Annotated in this window: 14 protein-coding genes, 5 pseudogenes and 1 riboswitch; of the genes and pseudogenes, 1 reads left to right on the forward strand and 18 read right to left on the reverse strand. The window is 74.5% G+C overall.

The annotated features are described in order from the left end of the window. Positions 1-10 precede the first annotated feature (10 nt). From AC38ZX_RS10855 to AC38ZX_RS10865, 3 genes and pseudogenes are all read right to left on the reverse strand, one after another. Complete coding sequence (locus tag AC38ZX_RS10855; protein ID WP_491294052.1) at positions 11-217, reverse strand: hypothetical protein; 207 nt, start codon at positions 215-217, stop codon at positions 11-13. Positions 218-341: 124 nt separating this feature from the next. Next, positions 342-1,316 (reverse strand): helix-turn-helix transcriptional regulator, encoded by a 975-nt coding sequence (locus AC38ZX_RS10860; protein WP_491294053.1) that lies wholly within the window; start codon positions 1,314-1,316, stop codon positions 342-344. Beyond that, a pseudogene (locus AC38ZX_RS10865) lies at positions 1,271-2,334 on the reverse strand (helix-turn-helix transcriptional regulator). Before AC38ZX_RS10865 ends, AC38ZX_RS10860 begins: the two are co-directional and overlap by 46 nt. 34 nt (positions 2,335-2,368) lie before the next feature. Here AC38ZX_RS10865 and AC38ZX_RS10870 point away from each other — a divergent pair. After that, a pseudogene (locus AC38ZX_RS10870) lies at positions 2,369-3,492 on the forward strand (DUF3866 family protein). A 68-nt stretch (positions 3,493-3,560) separates the two neighbouring features. Here AC38ZX_RS10870 and AC38ZX_RS10875 read toward each other — a convergent pair. The 15 genes and pseudogenes from AC38ZX_RS10875 to metK form a co-directional block, all read right to left on the reverse strand. Then, positions 3,561-4,211 carry a 2-phosphosulfolactate phosphatase gene (locus AC38ZX_RS10875; protein ID WP_491294055.1) on the reverse strand — a complete coding sequence of 217 codons (651 nt, stop codon included), beginning with the start codon at positions 4,209-4,211 and terminating at the stop codon, positions 3,561-3,563. Positions 4,212-4,221: 10 nt separating this feature from the next. Beyond that, the gene (locus tag AC38ZX_RS10880; protein WP_426592010.1) at positions 4,222-4,674 is read right to left on the reverse strand and encodes a PH domain-containing protein; all 453 of its coding nucleotides are present in this window, start codon (positions 4,672-4,674) and stop codon (positions 4,222-4,224) included. Beyond that, a pseudogene (gene hisG / locus AC38ZX_RS10885) lies at positions 4,662-5,508 on the reverse strand (ATP phosphoribosyltransferase). The gene AC38ZX_RS10880 and the pseudogene hisG overlap by 13 nt, the downstream one beginning before the upstream one ends. A gap of 11 nt (positions 5,509-5,519) precedes the next feature. Further along, positions 5,520-5,783: a phosphoribosyl-ATP diphosphatase gene (locus AC38ZX_RS10890; RefSeq protein ID WP_426592012.1), complete on the reverse strand. Its 264-nt coding sequence runs from the start codon at positions 5,781-5,783 to the stop codon at positions 5,520-5,522. After that, positions 5,780-6,487: a nicotinamide riboside transporter PnuC gene (pnuC, locus tag AC38ZX_RS10895; protein ID WP_491294058.1), complete on the reverse strand. Its 708-nt coding sequence runs from the start codon at positions 6,485-6,487 to the stop codon at positions 5,780-5,782. The genes AC38ZX_RS10890 and pnuC overlap by 4 nt, the downstream gene beginning before the upstream one ends. Next, complete coding sequence (gene ribH, locus AC38ZX_RS10900; protein ID WP_426592014.1) at positions 6,488-6,955, reverse strand: 6,7-dimethyl-8-ribityllumazine synthase; 468 nt, start codon at positions 6,953-6,955, stop codon at positions 6,488-6,490. Further along, positions 6,952-8,306, reverse strand: a pseudogene (gene ribB / locus AC38ZX_RS10905) (3,4-dihydroxy-2-butanone-4-phosphate synthase). Before ribB ends, ribH begins: the two are co-directional and overlap by 4 nt. Beyond that, entirely contained in the window at positions 8,303-8,908 is a 606-nt protein-coding gene (locus AC38ZX_RS10910) for a riboflavin synthase (RefSeq protein ID WP_491294062.1), read from the reverse strand. The pseudogene ribB and the gene AC38ZX_RS10910 overlap by 4 nt, the downstream one beginning before the upstream one ends. Beyond that, positions 8,909-9,961: a bifunctional diaminohydroxyphosphoribosylaminopyrimidine deaminase/5-amino-6-(5-phosphoribosylamino)uracil reductase RibD gene (gene ribD, locus AC38ZX_RS10915; RefSeq protein ID WP_491294063.1), complete on the reverse strand. Its 1,053-nt coding sequence runs from the start codon at positions 9,959-9,961 to the stop codon at positions 8,909-8,911. Between the two features lie 74 nt (positions 9,962-10,035). Next, a riboswitch (FMN riboswitch) is annotated at positions 10,036-10,168 on the reverse strand. A gap of 47 nt (positions 10,169-10,215) precedes the next feature. Continuing rightward, a complete protein-coding gene (gene rpe, locus AC38ZX_RS10920; protein ID WP_491294065.1) occupies positions 10,216-10,878 on the reverse strand; it encodes a ribulose-phosphate 3-epimerase in 663 nt (220 codons plus the stop codon). Between the two features lie 21 nt (positions 10,879-10,899). Beyond that, positions 10,900-12,397 (reverse strand): annotated as a pseudogene (locus AC38ZX_RS10925) (RsmB/NOP family class I SAM-dependent RNA methyltransferase). Then, positions 12,394-13,332: a methionyl-tRNA formyltransferase gene (locus AC38ZX_RS10930; RefSeq protein ID WP_491294068.1), complete on the reverse strand. Its 939-nt coding sequence runs from the start codon at positions 13,330-13,332 to the stop codon at positions 12,394-12,396. Before AC38ZX_RS10930 ends, AC38ZX_RS10925 begins: the two are co-directional and overlap by 4 nt. A 10-nt stretch (positions 13,333-13,342) precedes the next feature. After that, on the reverse strand, positions 13,343-13,957 hold the full coding sequence (locus AC38ZX_RS10935) for an HAD-IA family hydrolase (protein ID WP_491294072.1): 615 nt from the start codon (positions 13,955-13,957) through the stop codon (positions 13,343-13,345). After that, complete coding sequence (locus AC38ZX_RS10940; RefSeq protein WP_491297380.1) at positions 13,954-16,005, reverse strand: primosomal protein N'; 2,052 nt, start codon at positions 16,003-16,005, stop codon at positions 13,954-13,956. Before AC38ZX_RS10940 ends, AC38ZX_RS10935 begins: the two co-directional genes overlap by 4 nt. An 81-nt stretch (positions 16,006-16,086) precedes the next feature. Next, positions 16,087-17,289, reverse strand: a complete 1,203-nt coding sequence (metK, locus tag AC38ZX_RS10945; protein WP_426592022.1) for a methionine adenosyltransferase — start codon at positions 17,287-17,289, stop codon at positions 16,087-16,089. Between the last annotated feature and the right edge of the window lie 29 nt (positions 17,290-17,318).

Here is a 17,318-nt window from a genome sequence, read left to right on the forward strand (position 1 = left end):
TGCGTCCCGGTCAACGCCAGTAGGCGCGCCACGACCGCCGGGTCGCCTCGCGCCGGTCGGACCGCGCCACCCGCCGTCCCGCCGCCGCGACCCGCAGCTCGGCGTACCGGTCGTACATCTGCGCGGGGTCCGCGAAGAGCGTCGGACCCGTGTCCGGGCGCAGTGCGGCGGCGGCCGCCTGGAAGCCGTCCACCCGGGCGGCAAGCTGCTCGGCCACCTCCGCGGCATGCCCGCTTCCCGCGCCAGCGCCGTGCCCGACCGCCACAGCCGACGGCCCAGGAAGAACGCGCCGGCCAGCGTCGCCAGCACCAGCACCGTCCACACCGAGAACCAGAGCATCCTCAGACCCCCGACTCGGCGAGCTCGCCGTACGCCCGCAGCGCCGCACGTGCAGACGTCGCCACCTCTTCGGCCACCCGGCGGGGCCGCACGTCCAGGACGTCGTCCGCGACCTGCAGCACGAGGTGGCGCAGCCAGGACTCCTGCACGATCCGCAGGTCGATCTCGAACGAGCCGTCGTCGTGGTTGCGCACGGCGTCGACCGGCGCCGTCTCGGCGACCCATCGTGCACGGCTGGTCAGGTGCAGCGTCACCAGCTCACCCTCGGGTCCGGGGGCGAACAGGTGCGCGCGGTCGCTGACCTGGTGGTCCAGGCTCGGCTCGTCGAGGACATGGGCCTCGAGCACGCGGTCGATGCGGAACAGCCGCTCGCCGTCCACGAGCAGGCACCAGGCGAGCAGGTACGAGCGCTCGTCGTCGGTGGCCAACCGGATCGGGTCGACGTCCCGCTCCGTCGTGATGTCCGCCGCGTTCACGTAGCGCAGGTGCAGGCGACGACCCTCGCGCAGCGCCGTCGCGACCGCGACGGCCACGTCGGGTGCCGCGTCGACCGCGAGCCGCACGTCGACGGCGGCGGCGGCGTCGCCGGTCGCAGCGATGAGCTTGCCGAGCGCGGACCGCAGCACCGCTGCGCGCTCGGGGTCCATCGCGGAGCCGAGCGCCGCGTCGAGGGCCCGCAGCGCCGCGACGAGCGCCACGGCCTCGCGGGCACCCAGGCGCAGCGGCCGCGTCATGCCGCGGGACTCGGTCAGGCGGACGACGCCCTGCTCGTAGGACGCGGCGTCGAAGTCGATGAGGTCGTGCGGGTAGTACCCCGGCGTGCCCGTCACCCACAGCGTGTCGATGTCGGACATGACCTGGCTCGTCGTCACCCCGAAGTGCGCGGCGATGTTCTCGACGGACACGCCCTCGTGGCGGTCGAGGTACGTGATCATCCCGAGCATCCGCAGGAGCCGGTCGCTGGCGCGCTCAGCCATCGACGCCCACCCCCTCCTGGTCCAGGACCGCGGCCGTCGCGAGCAGGTGCAGCACGTGCCGACGCAGGCTCAGCGGGGCGAGGACGACGACGGCCGCGCCGTAGCCGACGACCTCGGCGAGCTTCCCACTCGGCGTGGAAGGGCACGTGGACGAGCTGACGGTTGGCGACCAGCGGGGCGGTGACCGGGTCGGCGGTCCAGTCCGGCGCGTCGGGCGGCGCGGGGACAGCACGGGCGCGGGGGGCGCTCGCGCGCTCGGGCAGGACGGCGAGCGTCGCGATCGACTCCGGCCCGGACCCCCAGGTGCGCAGGGCAGCCGCGAGGTCCTCGGGCGCCGGCGCGTCGAACGACCCGGGGTCCCCCGCGGGACGCACCGCGCCCTCGATGCGGCTGAGGCGGTAGGACCGGCTCGCGCCGCGGTCCCGGTCGAGGCCGACGAGCACCCAACCGCCGCGGCGCGCGAGGAGCTCCACGGTTCGACGACCCGGTCGCGGACCTCGCCCGTGGTCGCGGCGCGGTAGGTGAACCGCACGGGCTGACGCGCCTGGACGGCGTCGACGAGCGGGCTGAACGCGCCACCACCCGCCCTGACGCGGGGGGCCAGACCGGCGACGAGGTCCGTCGACTCGACGCCCTCACCGACGGCGCGCAGCTTGGTCAGCGCGCGCGAGGTGTCGGCCCGCACCGCCTGGTCCTGCCACACCTGTGCCGCCATGGCCAGCACGCCCAGCTCGGCGGCGGTCAGGTCGAGCGGCGGCAGCGCGTACGCGTCCAGGTCCACCCGGTAGCCGATGTCGTCGCCGTGGCCCGCGTCGGTGATGGTCAGAATCGGGATGCCCAGGTCGCGCAGCGTGTCCTTGTCGCGCTCGAACATCCGCTCGAAGGCGTCGTCCGACGGCGCCTCCTGGTACCCGGCGACGCTCGTGCGCACCTGCTCCTTCGTCATGCGGCCCGCAGTGTTGACCAGGGCGATGACGAGGTTGAGCAGGCGCTCGGCAGGGGCGATCTGAGCGGGCATCGAGGACCACCGTAGTGGCCGGTAGCGTGGTCGGGTGATCACGTGGCGGGCTGGCGTCGTGGTGTCGCTCGGATCCACGTGGCCGGGCGCCGCCGAGGTGACCGTCGGCTCGAGTCGCCGGTCGGTGACCTGACGGCCGGCGCGCCGGTGCGCGCCCTCGCCTACCCCGCTCTCGTCGGCTCGCCGGAGATCGGCGATCGCGTCCTGCTGAACGTCTCCGCCCTCGCGCGTGGGCTCGGCACGGGCGGCTACGCACTCGTCGTCGCGCGCCCGGACGCCCCGCCGACCGATCCGCCCGACGGTCCCGGTCACCTGGTCAAGGCCCGGTACACCCCGCTGCAGGCCATGGTGCTGGGCGTCGACGACCAGGAGTCCCCGCACCACGAGGTCCTGCGCGACGCCGACGACCTGGCCGACGTCCCGGTGGTCGTCGCGGACCTCCACTCAGCCCTGCCGGCCATCGTCGCCGGCGCCCGGTTCGCGTCGGCACGGGCCGGTCACGAGCCGCCGCGGATCGCCTACGTGATGACGGACGGCGGCGCGCTGCCGGCATGGTTCTCGCGCACGGTCGCCGGCCTGCGCAGCGCGGGGTGGCTCGCCGCCTGCGTGACGACCGGACAGGCGTTCGGGGGCGACCTCGAGGCGGTCACCGTGCACACCGGTCTGCTCGCGGCCCACCACGTCGTGGGCGCCGATCTCGTCGTCGTCGCCCAGGGACCCGGCAACCTCGGCACGGGGACGCGCTGGGGGTTCTCGGGCGTCGCTGCGGGCGAGGCGATCAACGCCACCGCGACCCTCGGCGGCCGACCCGTCGCGTCGCTGCGGGTCTCCGGCGCCGACGCCCGCGAGCGACACCTCGGCGTCTCGCACCACTCGCTGACCGCCTACGGCAGGGTCGCGCTCGCTGCCGCGGACGTCGTCGTCCCCGTGTTCGAGCCCGGTGACCTGGCCGGGCTCGGGCACCGGATCGACGACCAGGTCGCGGCACTCTCCGCCCGGCACCGGCTCGTCCGCGTGCCCGCAGGACCCGACCTCCTCAGCGCTCTCGCGGGATCACCGGTCCGGCTCTCGACCATGGGGCGCGGTCTGGACGCCGACCCGGCCTCGTTCCTGGCGGCGGCAGCCGCGGGGGTCCACGCGGTCGACCTGCTCAGCTGACGAAGACCCCGTCGACGAGCGTCGGCACGGAGGTGCTCGCACCGACCTCGGCCGCGATGTCCACGTCCTCACCGAAGCCGGCGCTGACGCTCTCGTCCGCTGGCGCACGCGCGCAGCGCCTCGCGTTCCACGCCACGCACCGACCGGTAGGCCGCCGCAGCCGACGATGCCTCCGGAGAGAGCACGCCACCCGATACCCGCAGGTGCTCGAGCACCGCGCCCGCACCCCACAGGTCCTCGGCCGCGGGTCGCAACGACCCGTCCGGCCAGGCCTCTCCCGCAGCGACCACCAGCACCCGGTCGACGGTTCCCACCGCGGATGCCACCGCCTCGGCGTTCCGCAGGCACGCGCCGACGACCGACGTGCCCAGCGCCGCCAGCCGATGACTGATCGTCGACCCGTTGGGCGACGGGAGGACGAGCGGGCCGGGCCCGGCCCAGCGGCGCAGGCTCGCAGGCGAGAGCGACGGTCCGGCCCTCAGGGACCGTGGCCCGGCCAGGGTCGCGGACCGGTCCGCCGCGAGCCGGGCCGCGTCGTCGGCGCCTCCGGGGTGCGGCAGGACCCTGATGCCGAGATCGGCGGCGACCGACAGCGTCGTGCTGAACGACAGCACGTCGACCACGACGGTGACGCCCGCCGTAGGTGCCAGGGCCTCGCCGCCGCGCAGACCCCACTCGAAGCACACCCCGAACCCAGCCTGCAGGTGGTCGACGTTCACCGGGGGCTTGTCAGTCGTCCTGGGACGTGGCCGTGTGCTGGGCCACGAGCGTCGCGAGCCGACGCGCCTCCGCCTCGGCGTACGCACCGTCCGCGCGCTGGATGCCCATGACCGCGAGCGTGTCGCCGTCGGCGAGGTCGAGCTGTACCCAGGCCCGACCGGAGCCGAAGCGCACCGAGACGATCTCGGCCCATTCCAGCCGCCGCGAGTACACCAGGTTCCGGACGGTCAGGCCGTCGTCGTCGGCCTCGGCCTTCACCGAGGCCTGGCGCACGCAGAACCCCGCGATCAGCAGCCCGATCACCGCGAACCCGAGCTGGTCGCCGAGGTTCAGCGTCGGCAGGAAGGCGATCAGGCATGCCGTCAGCACGAGGACGGTCACCGCCATGGCGAGCGTCACCACCCGCGCGGCGCGGGGTCGGAACGTCCGGTACGACGACGACACGACGGTCAGAGTCGGCACGCGTGGATGGACGTCACCAGGATGGCGCGCGCCCCGACGTCGTAGAGGGAGTCCATCACCCGGTTGGTCTGGTCCCGACGGACCATCGCGCGCACGGCCGCCCAGTCACGGTTGTGCAAGGGCGAGACCGTCGGCGACTCGAGCCCGGGCGTGATCGCCACGGCCGCGTCGACCAGCCCGAGGGGCACGTCGTAGTCCATGAGGACATACTCGCGCGCGGTGAGCACGCCCTGGATTCGGCGGGTCAGCACGTCGAGCCCGGCGGGTTCGACGCCGTCCGCGCGACGGACCAGGACGGCCTCCGAGAGAAGGATCGGCTCGGCGAAGATCTCGAGCCCGGCCGCGCGCAGCGTGGTGCCGGTCTCGACGACGTCGGCGATCACGTCCGCCACGCCGAGCTTGATCGCGGACTCGACGGCACCGTCCAGCCGGACGACGCCCGCCGGCTCGACGCCGAGCGAGCGCAGGTAGCCACCGACCAGCACCGGGTAGCCGTCGCGACCCGTCGCCCGCCGACCTGCGCGACGTCGGTCCACTCCCCCGCCGTGCCGGCGAACCGGAACGTCGAGCGGGCGAACCCGAGCGGCAGGTGCTCGACGGCCGCCGACTCCGAGTCCAGCATCAGGTCGCGGCCGGTGATCCCGACGTCGACGGTGCCCGCGCCGACGTACACGGCGATGTCGCGCGGGCGCAGGAAGAAGAACTCGACGTCGTTGTCGGGGTCGGGCAGCACGACTCGCGGGAGTCGCGGCGCTGCTTGTAGCCCGCCTCCTTGAGCATCTCGGCGGCGGGCTCCGACAGGGAGCCCTTGTTCGGGACGGCGATCCTCAGCACGGTCGTTCCTCTCAGAGGTGGGTGTACACGTCGGCGAGGGTCAGCCCGCGCGCGATCATCAACACCTGGAGGTGGTAGAGCAGCTGTGAGATCTCCTCGGCCGTCCGCTCGTCCGACTCGTACTCGGCCGCCATCCACACCTCGGCGGCCTCCTCGACGACCTTCTTGCCGATGCCGTGGACGCCGGAGTCGATCTCGGCGACGGTGCGGGAGCCGGCGGGGCGGGTGGTCGCCTTGTCCGCCAGCTCGGCGAACAGCGCGTCGAAGGTCTTCACTCGGCCAAGAGTAGGGGCTGCTGCGGGAGGCCCTGGTCGCCGTCCGCGGGCCGGTCGCGCGCCCGCTGACGCCACCAGACGACGAAGCCCCAGATGACGACGCCGGCATAGACGACGTAGAGGACGGCCGACGGGTAGTAGCCTGCCGAGAACAGCAGCGGCACACCGACCGCGTCGACCGCGATCCAGATCAGCCAGAACTCGATCCAGCCGCGCGCCATGCCGTACGTCGCCAGGAACGAGCCGGTGAAGATCCAGGCGTCCGCCCAGGGACCCCAGGAGCCGAGCGCCCCGAAGATGCGTGCGAACACGACGGTGCCGACCACGCCGATGGTCACCAGCTGGATCCATCCGGAGCGGCCGGCCCAGTGCGGGACGACGCCGGGTGCGTCGGGGTCACCGTGCGCGCGACCCCGTGCCCGCGCCTGGCTCCACCGCACCCAGCCGTAGACCGAGACGATGACGAAGAACACCTGCCGGCCCGCCTGCCCGTACAGGTCACGAGCCTGGGGCGTGTGGAACACCCCGCCCAGGAACACGGTGAACAGCAGGACGTTGCCGACGATGCCGACCGGCCACGCCCAGACCTTGCGACGCATGCCGCCGATCGCTGACCCTAGTCCGAAGCCGTTGCCCACGATCTCGCGCCACAGGATCTGGTGGCCCGCGATGGTCCACGTCGCGTCGAACAGCCAGTTGTGCACTCAGAGGCCTCGCAGCGCCACCACGGTCGCCACGGCGGCCTCCGCCGCCTCGGCGCCCTTGTCCTCGTGCGATCCGGCCAGGCCGGCGCGGTCGAGCGCCTGGGCCTCGTCGTCGCAGGTCAGGACCCCGAACCCGACGGGGATGCCCGTGGACGTCGCGACGTCGGTCAGGCCGAGCGTCGCCGCCTGGCACACGTACTCGAAGTGCGGTGTCCCGCCGCGGATGACCACGCCGAGCGCGACGACGGCGTCCGCACCGGCGGTCACGGCCGCGCGGGCGGCCACGGGCAGCTCGAACGTGCCGGGTACACGGATGATCGTGACGTCGTCGACGTGCGCGGCCGCCAGCGCACGCTCGGCCCCCGCGAGCAGCCCGTCCATGACGACGGTGTGCCAGCTCGCGGCGACGACGACGACCTTCAAGCCGCTGCCGTCGACGGTCAGGGTGGGTGCTCCAGCACCGCTCATGCCAGGTCCTCCAGGTTCTCGAACGCGTGGTCCTCGTGGTCCGCGCCGGGCAGTGCCGGGGTCGCGTGCACCGGCGCGACGGGGATCGGGTCGCGCTCGGTGCCGGGCGCCAGGTGCAGCAGGTGGCCCATCGACGTCGCCTTGGTGCGCAGGTAGGCCTCGTTCTGCGGCGTCCGCCCGACCTCGAGGCTGCGGATCTCTGCGACGTCGATGCCGTGTGCCCGCAGCCCGGCCACCTTGGCCGGGTTGTTGGTGAGCAGGCTGATCCGCTTGACTCCCAGGTCGGTGAGGATCGCGGCGGCCGCGCCGTACTCGCGCCGGTCCGCCGGCCAGCCGAGGTCGAGGTTGGCCTGGACCGTGTCCCGGCCCGCGTCCTGCAGCGCGTAGGCGGCCACCTTGGCCAGCAGCCCGATCCCCCGCCCTTCGTGCCCGCGCAGGTAGACGACCGCCCCGCCCTGCGCGGCGGCGGCTCGAGCGCCGCGTCGAGCTGCGGGCCGCAGTCGCAACGGGCGGAACCGAACGCGTCTCCCGTGAGGCACTCGGAGTGCACGCGGACCACCGGGTGCTCGGCCAGGCCGCCCGTCGGGACAAGGGCGACGTGCTCGGCACCGGTCCGCAGGTCGCGGTAGCCGTGGATGCGGAACTCGCCGTGCTTGGTGGGCAGGTAGGCGGTGTGCGTGGCGTGCACGCGCTCGCGCGCCGGGGCCGCGACGGCGACCTCGCTGGTCACGTCGTCGTCGTGGGCCGTCCGCCAGGCGACGATGTCCTCGATGGTCAGGAGCACGAGCCCCTCGGCCTCCGCCAGCGCCGACGAGTCGTCGAGCCGGGTCATCGTCCCGTCGTCGTTGACCAGCTCGGCGATCGCGCCGACGGGCTCCAGCCCGGCGAGGCGGCACAGGTCGACGGCGGCCTCCGTGTGTCCCCCGCGGTGCAGGACACCGCCGGGAACGGCACGCAACGGGAGCACGTGACCCGGCCGGATGAGGTCCTCGCGGCCTGAGGCCGGGTCGGCCAGCACGCGCAATGTCCGGGCGCGGTCGGCGGCCGAGATGCCCGTGCTGACGCCGGTCGCCGCGTCGACGGTGACCGTGTACGCCGTCCGGCGAGGGTCCTGGCTGTGCGGCACCATCAGCGGCAGGTCGAGCGCGTCCGCGCGGGACGCGGGCATCGGCGCGCACAGGTAGCCCGACGAGTGCCGGATGGTCCACGCGATCCACTCGGGCGTCGCCGACTGCGCCGCCAGGATGACGTCCGCCTCGTTCTCGCGGTCCGGGGAGTCGGCGACGAGCACCGGACGACCCTGCCGCAGCGCCTCGAGCGCGTCCTCGACCGTGCCCAGACGGACGCTCATCGCAGCACCCCCGCCGAGCTCAGCAGGCGTTCGGTGTACTTGGCCAGGACGTCGACCTCGATGTTCACGCGCGCTCCGGGTGCCAGGGTGCCGAGGGTCGTGCCCTCGAGCGTGGTGGGGATCAGGGAGACACCGAACGACTCGTCGGTGACGTGGGTGACGGTCAGGGAGATCCCCGAGACCGCGATCGAGCCCTTCTCGGCGATGTACCGCGTGAGCCCGGGCGCGAGCCCGATCTCGACGTCGTCCCAGCGCGGTCCGGGGGTGCGGCGCAGGATCGTGCCGACGCCGTCGACATGACCCTGCACGACGTGGCCGCCGTACCGGCCGCCGACCGCCAGGGCGCGCTCGAGGTTGACCGAGCTGGACACGCCCAGGTCCTCCAGGGCGCTGCGGCGCAGCGTCTCGGGCATGACGTCGGCCCAGAACGAGCCGTCGCCGGGCAGCTCGGTGACCGTCAGACAGACGCCGGAGACGCTGATCGAGTCACCGAGACGGGCGTCCGAGACCACCAGCGGGCCCCGCACGCGCAGGCGGGCGTCCTGCGGCCCCTGCTCGACGGCCTCCACGGTGCCGACCTCTTCGACGATTCCGGTGAACATTCAGTGCTCCTCGCGTTCTGGTGTGGCGACGATCAGGACGTCCGGGCCGAGCGGCAGCACCGAACGGGTGGTCAGACGGACGGCCGCGCCGATGGACGTGATACCCAGGTCGGCCAGCGCGGGCGGGCCGGCGCCGAGCAGGACGGGCGCCACGTACGCGTGCACCTCGTCGACCAGCCCGGCCCGGACGAACGCGGCGGCGACGGTCGGGCCGCCCTCGACGAGGACGTGCCGGACCTCGCGCGCGGTCAGCTCGGCGAGCACCTCGGCCGGGTCGTGGGTGCGCACCGTCAGCAGCTCGCCCCCCGGGCCCCGGAGGCGCGCCCCGGTGGGAATGTCCCGGTGACCGACGACCACCCGCAGCGGCTGGTCACCGTGCAGCTCCCCGGCGGCGTTCCGCGCGGTGAGCGACGGGTCGTCGGCCAGCGCCGTGCCCGTGCCGACCACGATCGCGCCCACCTCGGCCCGCAGGTCGTGGGCATGATGACGCGAGACCTCGGACGTGATCCACCGGCTCGACCCGTCCGCGGCGGCGATCCGGCCGTCCAGGGAGGTCGCCAGCTTCAGCGTCACGAACGGGCGACCGCGCTCGACCGACGCCAACCACGCACCGAGCACCGCGCGACCCTCGTCGGCGAGCACGCCCGTCGTCACGTCGACGCCGGCCTCGCGCAGCCGTTGGGCGCCGCCCGCGGCGACGGGGTTCGGGTCGACGACCGAGACGACGACGCGGCCGACGCCGGCGGCGATCAGCGCCTCGGAGCACGGCCCGGTGCGGCCGGTGTGGTTGCAGGGTTCCAGCGTGACGACCGCGGTGGCGCCCACGGTGTCGGTGCCCCGCGCGGACGCGTCCACGAGGGCGGCGACCTCGGCGTGCGCCGTCCCTGCTCCGCGGTGCCAGCCCTCGCCGATGACGTCACCGCTGGGGCTCAGCAGGACGGCACCCACACGCGGGTTCGGGCCGCCGGCCGGGCCTCGACGGGCCAGCTCGAACGCGTGCCGCAGCGCGGTCAGCTCGGCGTGAGCGACCTGCGCGACCTCCGTGCTGGACATGCTCACCTCCGGGCGCGATGGCTCCGGGGTATGGGCGGCAGGAAGGGTCCCGCTACCACGGCGCACAGCGCCGCCACGTGATCCTCCCATCCGGACTTTCACCGTCGGTCCTGGAGTTCCACCAGGTCAACCGCCCGATCCTTGCGGACCGGTCGGGTCGCGGACTATCACCGCCGGCTCGGAATTACACCGACCCCGGAGCACGTGTATGTGTTCGTACTGCGCCAACGATCATGCCACACGAGGCATTCCCGTCATGCGACGGAACCGTCCGCCAGCAGCCGCAGCGCGTTGATCTCGCCCCCGATGTCGGCCGCCCCGTAGACCGCCGACCCGGCGACGAACACGTTGGCGCCGGCCTGCGCGATGCGCCCGATCGTGTCGCGCGCGACCCCACCGTCCACCTGCAGCCAGGTCGACGCGCCGGACTCCTCGATCGCCTGCCGGGTGCGTCGGATCTTGGGCAGCATGCCCTCGATGAACGACTGGCCGCCGAACCCGGGTTCCACGGTCATGACCAGCACCATGTCGAACTCGTCCAGCAGGTCCAGGACGGGCTCGACGGACGACGCGGGCCGCAGGGCGATGCCGGCCCGGACGCCGTTGGCCCGCAGCTGGCGCGCTAGGCGCACGGGCGCCTGCGTGGCCTCCGCGTGGAACGTCACCGAGGCGGCTCCGGCCGCCGCGTACTCGGGGGCCCACCGGTCGGCGTCGTCGATCATCAGGTGCACGTCGAGCGGGACCGGCGACACCTGCGCGATGCGGTGCACGATCGGCAGCCCGAGCGTGAGGTTCGGGACGAAGTGGTTGTCCATGACGTCGACGTGCACGAAGTCCGCGGCGGCGATCGCGGCGAGGTCCCGCTGCAGGTTGACGAAGTCGGCGGACAGGATGCTCGGGTTGATCAGCGCAGGCACGCGACCAGCCTAGTCAGCGCGCTACGACCTGCGTCGCAGCAGGGTCAGGTGCATCGCGTCCGTGCCGTGCACGTGCGGCCACAGCTGGACGTCGAGCCGTCCCGCGGGCAGGTCGACCTCCCCGGACGCGATCGAGCGCACCACGGCCTGGGCGTCGAGCACCTCGATGCTCAGCCCCTCGCGAGCCGCCGCACGCAGGCCGTCCTTGACCACGAGCTGGGTCTCGACGAGGTGCGGCGAGCACGTCACGTAGGCGACGACGCCCCCGGGACGCACGGCATGCAGCGCCGAGAGCAGCAGCTCCCGCTGCAGGGCGCCGAGCACGGGCAGGTCGGCCGGGCTGCGCCGCCAGCGTGCCTCCGGGCGGCGACGCAGGGCTCCCAGGCCGGTGCACGGCGCGTCGACCATCACCCGGTCGAACGACGACGGCTCGTCAGCACCCAACCGTCGTCCGTCGCCGGTGCGCACGTCCTCGACGGCGTCCGCGGGCACCGCCCGCAACGCCTGCTCGACCAGCTGCGTGCGGTGCGGCTGCAGCTCGTTGGCCACGATGCGCGCCCCGCGCTCCCCCGCGACCGCCGCGAGCAGCGCCGCCTTCCCGCCGGGTCCCGCGCACAGGTCGAGCCACCGTTCGTCGCGACCCTCGAGCGGCACCGCGGTGAGCGCGAGGGCGACCAGCTGGCTGCCCTCGTCCTGGACCCCGGAGCGGCCGTCACGGACGCTCGTCAGCGCTGCCGGGTCGCCGCCGGCCAGCACCACCGCGGTCGGTGTGAGCGTGCCGCGCGAGGAGCCGGTCGCGTCGGCGAGGACCTCGTCGGCGCCCGCGAGTCCGGGCCGCGCCACCACCGTGACGTGCGGTGCCACGTTGTCGGCGACGAGCAGCTCCTCGAGTCTCGCCGGCGGACCGGCCGTGCCCCACCAGAGCCTCGCGCAGCGCGCGCACGACCCAGACCGGATGGCTCTGCACCGCGGCGAGCGCCTCGAGCTCGTCGACGCCCTCGGTGATGCGCTCCTCCCAGACGTCGAGCGGCTCGCGCCCGATCGCGCGCAGCACCGCGTTGACGAACTGGGACGCCCCCGTGCCCAGCTGCTCCCGGGCCAGCCCGACGGTCTCGGAGACCGCGGCGTGGGCGGGCACGCGCATGCCGAGCAGCTGGTGCACGCCGAGCCGCAGGACGTCGAGCACGGGCGGGTCGATCTTGTCGGTCGGGCGGGCGGCGGCGAGCGTGATGATCGCGTCGTACCTGCCCTGCAGCCGCAGCGTCCCGTAGGCCAGCTCGGTGGCGAACGCGGCGTCGCGCGCGTCGAGCCGGCGTTCGCGCAGCAGCGGCGGGAGCACGAGGTTCGCGTAGGAGTCGGTGCCGGCCACGGCGCGCAGGACGTCGTACGCGGCCGTGCGGGCCGCGTCGCTGCCCTTGCGGCGCCGCGACGGTGCCGACGACGAGCGCTGCGTGCGACCCTGCGCGCGAGCCGCCCCGCGCTGCCGGCCGGTCGCGTCGCGGCGGTCGTCGGCGGTCATGCCGCGCCGCCCAGCACGATCGCGTCCTCGAGCCGCGCACCGCGGGCCCAGTCGGCCGCGGCCATCGGGCGCTTGCCCTGCGGCGTGACGTCGCCCAGGCGGACGGCGTGCCCCGCCGTGCCGACGAGCACGTCGCGCTTGCCCGCCCTGACCTCGCCCGGGGAGAGATCGTTGACGTCCGGGACGCCGACGACGGGACTCAGGCCGAGGCGCGAGCCGTCGGGCAGGGTGGTCCACGCGCCGGGCGCGGGCGTGCAGCCGCGGATCCGACGGTCGACGGCGTGCGGCGGATGCGACCAGCGGACCTGCGCGTCCCGCGTCTCCAGCTTCGGCGCGTGGCTCACGCCGTCGGTGCTCTGCTCGACCGGGCTCAGGATCCCGTCCTCGATCGCGTCCAGCGTCTGCACCAGGAGCCCGGCACCCGCGACGGCCAGCCGCGCGAGCAGGTCCCCGGCCGTGTCCCGCGGGCGGATCGTCTCCGTGAGAAAGCCGTAGACCGGCCCCGTGTCCAGACCGGCCTCGAGGCGGAACGTGGATGCTCCCGTGACCTCGTCCCCGGCGATCAGCGCGTGCTGCACGGGTGCCGCGCCACGCCACGCGGGCAGCACCGAGAAGTGCAGATTGACCCAGCCGTGCACCGGCACGTCGAGCAGCGCGGGAGGGATGAGAGCCCCGTAGGCCACCACCGGCGCCGCGTCGACCGCCAGCTCGGCCAACCGGGCCTGGAACGCCTCGTCGCGCGGCCGGTCGGGGGTGAGCACCTCCAGCCCCGCCTCCAGCGCACGGGCCTTCACGGCACTCACGCCGGACGTCCGGCCCCGACCCGACCGGGCGTCGGGACGGGTCAGGACGGCGACCACCTCGTGGCGGGACGCCAGGACGGCCTCGAGCGACGGCACCGCGGCCGCGGGAGTTCCGGCGAAGAGCAGTCGCATGGCGTCGATCCTAGGTGCGCGGCAGCGGCACCCCGTGCGCGAGCAGCCACGCGCGCAGGTCGTCCGCCGTGGTGAACAGGACGCCCTGCAGGCCGATCCCCGCGGCGGCGGCGACGTTCGGGGCCGAGTCGTCGGTGAAGACCGTCGATGCCGGATCGAGGTCGAAGCGGTCGACCAGCAGCCGGAAGATCCGTTCGTCGGGCTTGGCCAGCCCGACGGTCCCGGAGACCAGGACGTCTTCCAGCAGCCCGATCGCGGGTGCCGCCGGCTCGGCCAGGTGGAAGGTCTCGGATGACCAGTTGGTCAGGCCGAGCGTGCGGACGCCCGCGGCGACGAGGTCGCGCACGAGCCGCTCGGAGCCCGGCACCGGGCCGGGCAGCGCGTCGGCGAAGTGGTCGACGTAGACGTCGAGGGCGGCCTCGTGCTGCGGGAAGCGGGCCCGGACCTCGGCCTTCGCCTGTGCCCACGGTCGGCCGGCGTCCTGGTGGTGGTTGAAGGACGGGAAGTCGACCTCCGCGAAGAACTCCTCGACGGAGCCCACGTCCATCCGGCCGACGAACGGTCCGTACGGGTCCCAGCGCACGAGCACCTGGCCCAGGTCGAAGACCACCGTGTCGACGCTCACCCCAGGTCCGCCGGGTCGAGCTGGACCCGCACGGTGCCGCCCTCGCGTCGCGCGCTCCGGACCGCCTGCGACGCGGCCAGCGACCGGGCGAGCGCGGCACCCTGCGTGCGCGGCACGCGGACCAGGGCGCGGACCTCCTGCTCCAGGGCCTCGGTCCGCGAGTCGACCGGCACGGGTCCCAGCACCTCGAGCTGCGGGACGTCGAGCCGGCCGACGAGCGTGTCGACGGCGTCCCGGGGGCCGGTGACCGACGCGATCCGGACGATCGGTGGCAGCGCGAGGGCCGCGCGCTCGCCGAGCTCACGCGACGCGTACCCGGCCGGGTCCCAGCGGACCAGTGCCTGGGTCGCGCGCTCCTCGGCGTCGCCGACGAGCAGGACCACCCCCCCGTCCGTCGCCGGGCGCACCAGGGCGGCGGCCGCGAGCCACCGGCGCAACGCGTCCTCACCGGTCCGCAGCGCTGCGCCGGCCGTGCTCACGGAGGCGTCGAGCAGCAGGGCCGCCGCGTACCCACCGGGCGCCACCGGTTCCGCGCCGGGTGTCGAGACGACGACGGCCGGCACGTCAGGCACGCTCGCCAGGACGCCGCCGGCAGCCCGCGCGCCGGACACGCGCACGGGCACGCCCGGGAACGCGCGCCCGAGCTCCTCGGCGGTGCGCTCGGACCCGACACGCACCGAGCGCAACGCCGGCGACCCGCACTCGGTGCAGCGCCAGTCGGTGGCCAGCCGCCCGCACCACCCGCACGTGGGCACGGCCGACGCGGACGCCAGGCCGAGCGGCCCATGACAGACCCCGCACCGCGCGGCCGCCCGGCACCGTCCGCACGCGACTGCGGGCAGGTAGCCGGCGCGCGGCACCTGCACGAGAACGGGACCGTCGGCCAGCCGGTCGCGGACGGTCCGCCACGCCGGTGCGGGCAACCGGGCGGCCGCGGCCGGCCCCTCCCGCGCCAGCTCGACCGACGTCAGCGCCTGCACCCGGGGCGCCCGGGCGCGGGTGGTGGGGCGGTCCGCGGCCACCTCGCGCGCCCAGCCGCTCTCGACCAGGGCCTGCGCCTCGACGCTCCGGCCGTGCGCCGCGATCAGCAGGGCGCAGGACTCGAAGCCCGAGCGCAGGGCCAGGACCTCCCGCACGTGCGGATAGGGCGCCCGCGGCTCCGCGTGGAGCGGGTCACCGTCGTCCCACACGACCGCGAGGCCGAGGTCACGGACGGGCGCGAACGCCGAGGCGCGGGTGCCGACGACCACGTCCGCGCGGCCCCGCAGCGCCGCCAGGAACGACCGGTAGCGCGCCGCCGGACCGTCGTCGGCGGCCAGCCGTACCGCACCCCCGGCCGTGCCGGGCACCCAGCGCGGGATCCCGGCGCCCGCCAGGGCCTCGAGCACCCGGTCGATGTCGCGCGCGTCGGGCACGACGACGAGCGCACCACGACCGCCGAGCACGCACGCGGCCACAGCCTGGGCGATCGCCTCCGGCCAGCGCTCGCCCGCGACGCCCGGGAGTGCCGACCACACGGCGCGGGGCGCGCCGCGGGCGGTCAGGTGCGCCAGGAACGCCGGACCGCCGCGATAGGCCGCCCACGCGGTGGCCGAGGCGACGGGCACGGCCGCAGGGTCGGGGGCGCCCGGGTCCTCCGCCTCGACGCGGGCATGCCGGGCGGGCACCGCGAGCCGCAGGACGTCGGCGAGGGTGCCGGCCCACCGGTCGGCGACCGCCCGCGCCAGTCGCGCGACGGGCGCCGCGAGCACGGGCTCGGTCGAGACGACCTTGCGCAGCGGCGCCAGGACGCCGTCATGCTCCGCCTCGGGCACGCGCTCCAGCACGTAGCCGTTGACGTCCTGACCGCCGAACCGCACCTTGACGCGGGTGCCCGGGACGGCCGTCTCGGCCAGCGCGGCCGGCACGAGGTACTCGAACAGACGGTCCAGGTGGGCGGGCGGCAGGTCGATGCAGACCCGTGCCACGGGCAGCACCTCCGCGGCCACGACGCCCGCGGGCGCCGGGCGGGCCCGGCGTCGCGGCCGTGGCAAGCCGTCGAGCACCATCTGCTCGCCGTCCGCGCTCACGTCCACGGGCTCATCCCATCACCCGCGACCCACGACGGGGCGCGGGCATCCACAGGCTCGTCAGCCGATCGCCGCCTGGAGGGCCGCCACGCGGTCGGTCCGCTCCCAGGTGAAATCGGGCAGCTCGCGGCCGAAGTGCCCGTACGCGGCGGTCTTCTGGTAGATCGGGCGCAGCAGGTCGAGGTCTCGCACGATGGCAGCCGGTCGCAGGTCGAACACCTGGCGGATCGCTCCGGTCAGGCGGTCGACGGGCACGGTCTCGGTGCCGAACGTCTCCACGTACAAGCCGACCGGGTTGGCCTTGCCGATCGCGTAGGCGATCTGCACCTCGCAGCGGCGGGCCAGGCCCGCGGCGACGACGTTCTTGGCCACCCAGCGCATCGCGTACGCGGCGGAGCGGTCGACCTTGGACGGGTCCTTGCCGGAGAACGCGCCGCCGCCATGGCGCGCGATGCCGCCGTAGGTGTCGACGATGATCTTGCGACCCGTGAGGCCGGCGTCGCCCTGCGGACCGCCCACGACGAACACGCCCGTCGGGTTCACCAGCAGGCGGTAGTCGGAGGTGTCGAGCCCCAGGCCCTCGAGCACGGGCGCGACCACGTGCTCCGCGATCGCCGGACGCAGCTGCGTCTCCAGCACGACGTCCGGGTCGTGCTGCGTCGAGAGCACCACCGTGTCGAGCCTGACCGCCCGGTCGCCGTCGTAGCCGATGGTGACCTGCGTCTTCCCGTCGGGTCGCAGGCCGGGCACGATGCCTTCCTTGCGGACCAGGGTCAGGCGCTCCGCCAGGCGGTGGGCGAGCCAGATCGGCAGCGGCAGGAGCGACGGGGTCTCGTCGGTCGCGTAGCCGAACATGAGGCCCTGGTCGCCCGCGCCCTGCAGGTCGAGCGGGTCGATGTCCGAGGAGTCGTCACGCACCTCGATCGCCTTGTCGACGCCGGCGGCGATGTCCGGCGACTGCTGCCCGATCGAGACCGAGATGCCGCACGAGTCGCCGTCGAAGCCGATGTGCGACGACGTGTAGCCGATGCCCTTGACCACCTGGCGGACGATCTGCGGGATCTCGACGTACGCGCTCGTGGTGACCTCGCCGGCGACGTGCACCAGGCCGGTGGTGACCATCGTCTCCACCGCGACGCGCGCCTGCGGGTCCTGCTCCAGGATGGCGTCCAGGATCGCGTCGGAGATCTGGTCGCACACCTTGTCCGGGTGGCCCTCGGTGACGGATTCGGACGTGAACAGGCGCAGCGCAGGCTCGGTCATGGCCGACAGCGTAGTGGGCGACGATCGGA

The organism is Cellulomonas sp. McL0606 (genome assembly GCF_058248365.1).

What these genes read in the sequence shown, in the direction of transcription:
- metK (WP_426592022.1), bottom strand. Translation starts at nt 17,289, where the DNA reads ATGACCGAGCCTGCGCTGCGCCTGTTCACGTCCGAATCCGTCACCGAG.
- AC38ZX_RS10930 (WP_491294068.1), bottom strand. Translation starts at nt 13,332, where the DNA reads ATGCGACTGCTCTTCGCCGGAACTCCCGCGGCCGCGGTGCCGTCGCTC.
- AC38ZX_RS10860 (WP_491294053.1), bottom strand. Translation starts at nt 1,316, where the DNA reads ATGGCTGAGCGCGCCAGCGACCGGCTCCTGCGGATGCTCGGGATGATC.
- AC38ZX_RS10940 (WP_491297380.1), bottom strand. Translation starts at nt 16,005, where the DNA reads ATGGTGCTCGACGGCTTGCCACGGCCGCGACGCCGGGCCCGCCCGGCG.
- ribH (WP_426592014.1), bottom strand. Translation starts at nt 6,955, where the DNA reads ATGAGCGGTGCTGGAGCACCCACCCTGACCGTCGACGGCAGCGGCTTG.
- AC38ZX_RS10910 (WP_491294062.1), bottom strand. Translation starts at nt 8,908, where the DNA reads ATGTTCACCGGAATCGTCGAAGAGGTCGGCACCGTGGAGGCCGTCGAG.
- ribD (WP_491294063.1), bottom strand. Translation starts at nt 9,961, where the DNA reads ATGTCCAGCACGGAGGTCGCGCAGGTCGCTCACGCCGAGCTGACCGCG.